This window comes from Coprobacter sp. (assembly GCF_982436375.1).
Map to the genome: position 1 here is coordinate 1 of NZ_CEWDCG010000239.1, position 3,946 is coordinate 3,946.

General features: G+C 35.5%; 3 protein-coding genes and 1 pseudogene. 2 read left to right on the forward strand and 2 right to left on the reverse strand.

Going from position 1 to position 3,946, the window contains the following annotated elements:
- The first annotated feature begins 84 nt into the window (after positions 1-84).
- Complete coding sequence (gene tatC / locus AC1WHX_RS11005) at positions 85-942, forward strand: twin-arginine translocase subunit TatC (protein ID WP_022389679.1); 858 nt, start codon at positions 85-87, stop codon at positions 940-942.
- Between the two features lie 114 nt (positions 943-1,056).
- Complete coding sequence (locus tag AC1WHX_RS11010; RefSeq protein WP_009317897.1) at positions 1,057-2,010, forward strand: PCMD domain-containing protein; 954 nt, start codon at positions 1,057-1,059, stop codon at positions 2,008-2,010.
- A 28-nt stretch (positions 2,011-2,038) separates the two neighbouring features.
- Here the strand turns inward: AC1WHX_RS11010 and AC1WHX_RS11015 are convergent, their stop codons facing one another.
- Both AC1WHX_RS11015 and AC1WHX_RS11020 read right to left on the reverse strand, forming a co-directional pair.
- The gene (locus AC1WHX_RS11015; RefSeq protein WP_039927909.1) at positions 2,039-3,361 is read right to left on the reverse strand and encodes a DEAD/DEAH box helicase; all 1,323 of its coding nucleotides are present in this window, start codon (positions 3,359-3,361) and stop codon (positions 2,039-2,041) included.
- A 400-nt stretch (positions 3,362-3,761) separates the two neighbouring features.
- Positions 3,762-3,946: pseudogene (locus tag AC1WHX_RS11020) on the reverse strand (lipocalin-like domain-containing protein); the annotation flags it as partial.

Here is a 3,946-nt window from a genome sequence, read left to right on the forward strand (position 1 = left end):
GGCATAGAGTTAATATTTTACTCGCTTTTTTGTATCCGTTTTATTTTTGCTTATCTGATTTATAATTTGCTTTTTTAGTTATTTATGGAAGAAATGAGCTTTTGGGATCATTTAGAGGCATTGCGCGGCGTTATATTTCGATCGCTCGGAGCAGTCGTTGTATTGGCCGTTGTTTTTTTTGTTTTTATGACCGATATTTTTGATTCTATTATTTTGGCTCCTTGTTTTTCTGATTTTGTTTTGTATCGCTCTATATGTAATCTGAGTACATATCTTTCTTCTATAAGCGAATATCTGTCGGTATTACCTGATTTTTGTGGTGATGATTTTCATGTAAATTTAATCAATATACAGTTGGCTTCGCAGTTTTTTATCCATATGAGTACTTCATTTTGGCTTGCGATTGTATTTGCCTTTCCGTATATTATATATCAGTTGTGGAGTTTTGTCAGTCCGGGGCTGTATGAACGAGAAAAAAAGAATGCGAGGTTTGCTTTTATTATAGGCAATTTGATGTTCTTTATCGGTGTTGCAGTCGGATATTTGCTTGTTTTTCCGCTGACATTGCGTTTCTTAGCAGGTTATCAGGTTAGTGAGATAGTCCCCAATCAAATTTCTCTCGACTCTTATATGAATAATTTTCTGATGATGATTTTTATTATGGGGATTGTTTTTGAATTGCCGTTATTGTGTTGGATGCTTTCAGGAATAGGATTACTGACGCGATCTTTTTTTTCTAAATATCGTCGTTATGCAGTTGTAGGTCTATTGGTGCTTGCTGCTGTTATTACCCCTTCGGGAGATCCGTTTACATTAATGGTCGTATTTCTTCCTATTTATATGTTATATGAGGTCAGCGCTTTCTTTGTAAAAAAGGATGTTTCTAAAATGGATGGAACAGCGATTTCAGATGAAATCGAATCGAACGATTGGTCTAAATAACGGTAAATGTGTTCTATTCTTATTAAGATAAATCTAAAATATATGAATGTTGAATTCGTTATTTTAATTCTTGATATATTTGCGTTTTTAAATGATATGGATTAAAAGTGAATTATGAAAAAAGTATTTTTATTGATCGGAATATATTTCATTTTTGCCGGGTGGATTTGTAACGCTCAGAAGGTTGAGATGATTCCTTTTGGAGATATGGATCATTGGACAACGAGAGTACTTAAAGAGTCTGCATTATTAGGTGGACATACTCGTTATATTTATGAAATAGCTCCGACAATGACGATTGAAGGGAATAAGCCTTATCGGCGTCATGCACAATCTCCTTGGGCTACATCGAGTGTCATGGCTAGTCCTGCCGGAATTGTCAAAACCAGTACGAGCGTGTTTCCCGAAAAGCGAGGAAACGGGTATTGTGCTCGTCTTGAAATACGAAAAGAGACTTGTAAAGTAATCGGATTGGTGAATATTGTGGTCGTGGCTCCCGGTTCTATTTTCTTAGGAGGAATGGATGAACCTATAAAAAATACGAGTAATCCTCAGAGTAAACTTGATCAGGGGATTCCTTTTACAAAGAAACCTAAAGCTTTACAATTTGACTATAAATTACATATGGAGCCTCAGATGGTAAAAGCTACGGGATTTGGTAAGGCGGTGAATGTCCCGGGACGAGATAAGGCTGAAGTTTGCCTTTATCTATTGCATCAGTGGGAAGATGAAGATGGAAATATTTATGCTCGTCGTGTAGGTACGGCTTATCGAAAATTATCAGGGAATACACAGGATTGGGTAAATAATTACCAGATCCCGGTATGGTATGGAGATATTACTAAGAGAAGCGACTATCAGAGTTATATGGGATTGGTACCTTCGGATGATCCCCGTTATACTCGGAATAGTAAAGGGAAAATTGTTCCTATTCAAGAATTGGGCTGGGGAAAGGCTGATGAAGAAGTCACACATGTCATGCTGCGTTTCTCTGCAAATGATCAAGGGGCATATATCGGTTCGGTAGGAAGTAAATTTTGGGTTGATAACGTAGCATTTGTTTATTAAAACGGTAATACGGATAGCCCGGTAAAGTCTATCGGGCTATCTCATATTTTGACTTCATATTTTTTATTTTTTCTTTTCGAATTAGTCTGAGAGTACGGTTTATTTTTTTTCTATTGATGGCGACGTAAGAATAATGATCTTTTATATCGATCATGCCTATATCTTCTTTATATAATTCTCCTTTCTGTATTAAGAAACCGACAATGTCGACTTTATTTAATTTTTCTTTTTTCCCTTTTCCGATATAAAGGGTATTCATGGGTGGTAATTCCAATCGGTCTATATTAACGGATAGATTAAATCTTTCTGGTTGTTTTTTCTGAATATATTCTGGGATATTCTCAGCGGAGTTTATCAGTAAGTAAGCATTTCCTTCGGCAAACATACGGGCAGTTCTACCATTTCGGTGTATAAACGTTTCTTCGTTAATCGGTAGATGATAATGTATAACGTGCTTTATTTCCGGAATGTCCAGTCCTCGCGAAGCCAGATCTGTCGATATGAATATGTTTGAACTGCCGTTTTTGAATCGACATAGGGCTTTTTCTCTTCGGGTTTGTTCCATTCCGCCGTGAAAAACTTCGTTAAAGATATGTTGCTCTGATAAAAAACTACCGATCCTTTCGGTACTTTCCCTGTGATTGCAGAATATAAGTACCGGACCGGGAGACAAGTTTCGAAGTAACGTTTCGAGACTTTTTAATTTATCCGGTTCGGGAGATATGACCGAATACAGGCTTAATCTTTTATCAGACTCTTTTTTCTCGAAATATATCTTTTCAGGAGTTTTTAATCCTGTAAACTCAGGGATTTCCCCTTCTGTTGCGGATGTGAGGATGCGTTTACAAATACCGGAGATGTGTTTGATAATTGCTTCCATCTGTTCTTGAAATCCTAATTCAAGACATTTATCGAATTCGTCTAAGACAAGTACTTTTACCGAACTCACGTTTATTCTGCCGTGATCGATATGATCTAAGATTCTTCCCGGAGTACCTATAAGTATAGCCGGATTTTGTTGTAGTGATTTTATTTCAGATTTTATTGGTTGTCCACCATAACAGCAATTTATTTTATATCCGGATGAAATGGAATGGCTTATCGAATTTATTTGCATTGCTAATTCCCGTGAGGGGACAAGAATTAACGCTTGTATTTCTTTACATAGCGGATCTAATCCTTGTAAAACGGGTAGAAGAAAAGCTATTGTTTTGCCTGATCCGGTAGGTGAAATAAGAATAATATCTTTTTCTTTTTCACTATATCTTAGAGTTGCCAATTGCATTTCGTTGAGTGTCGTTATTCCCAACTTGTTGTTCAAGCGCTCGAATAATATATTTTTTGAAGTCATGCTGTAAAGATAGATAAATTATACCGGTTCGGATTGAAAAAATGTTGTGATTGAATTAAAAAAAACTGTTTAAATTTCCCGATAAAGGATTTGTATATATGGACTTATAAATGCTCTTGTTCGTGAAAGGTAGTATTTCTTTCCCAATTTATTTCTGTATCGGATTGAAAGTAATATCTGTATGTCGAAAATTCTGAGATTTCGATTTTTATGGAAAATTTCCCAACAATGATTTATGTTCTACAGACTATGGAGAACATGGACGTTTGGACTAGAATAGTTATCAAATGAGATTGGGAGAAGATATTCGGTTTATTTGTTATTATTGTTTTTAGTAAAGTTAATAAAAAAAGAGATCGTTTTTTTCCTTTCCGTGTTTGTAATATCGGTATTGATCCAATTAATAATTGGTGATTTTTTTTATTTTAGTTACAGAATAAATCCCTTCGTAGTCAGCGGCAAAACCTTCATCAGTTTTATCCATATCTATTACGTCTAATTCTACATATACCGGAGTCCCGTTTTTAGAGCCTTTTGTTATTTCGTCGTATTTTTGTATGAGTTCTTTTGTTTGGTCAATAATCC